The organism is Oleiphilus sp. HI0066, from assembly GCF_001635725.1.
This window is the reverse complement of record NZ_LWFH01000635.1, coordinates 1-762: the sequence shown is the minus strand read 5'-3', so window position 1 is coordinate 762 and position 762 is coordinate 1. Positions and strand designations below refer to the sequence as shown.

Here is a 762-nt window from a genome sequence, read left to right as displayed (position 1 = left end):
CGATGAACGAATACCAAATTCACCTTGAGTCACCTTAAGGTCAATGGCGTTCTTCATTTTGTCTAAATTGTCTGCATAGTCAGCAGGGGTATTCGCAAGTGTAGTGCTCGAAAAGTCAATCAAGCCATAGTCAGTCGCGCTCACATGGATTAATAGGTCGCCATCGTCTAGATTTTTACCTATTTCACCAGTCACCGAATCTTTATATTCATTGATAGCCCAAGCAACATCGTCTTCATTTGGGTCCAAAAAACCTAGCTCTGCCCACTGAGCATATTCCGAAAAGCCCATAGCTAGTCGTTCATTTGGCCCCGAGATATCAACTGTAGCCCTGATATTATCGACCAAGCCTCCGTCGATACCTTCAAAAGCTAAGTCCCTCATGAAGATGCTACCGGCGTCTACATATTCGAATTCCGCGATTGTGTACTTAGTTTCGATATCAATGGTCAAGCCCGCCTGACCACGAATATCTTGCATTTCCTCATTTTCAAGTGCTCTGAGTTCAGCGAAAGAAAATAGCGGAAGAGCACTCGTTAGCGCACAGGTAAAAGGAACTAGCAATTTTCGGAATGTCGTGCTGATCGACATGACGGACTACTCTGCTGTTAGGTTGTTTTTATTAGATAGCTCATATCGAGCAAGCGTGTTACAAACTTTAACATTAAAAAGTGTATTTTTTCTACGCTATAAAACGCAAACTGAGACCATGCGTGATGCAAGTCTCAGTTTGAAATGGGATAAATAGTTTCAAAATTGACC

1 protein-coding gene is annotated in these 762 nt (G+C 42.4%); it reads right to left on the bottom strand.

What is annotated here, in order from left to right; genetic code table 11:
• On the bottom strand, positions 1-591 hold a 591-nt coding region (locus A3738_RS08130; protein ID WP_197473705.1), incomplete at its 3' end, for a DUF6160 family protein.
• Positions 592-762: the final 171 nt, after the last annotated feature.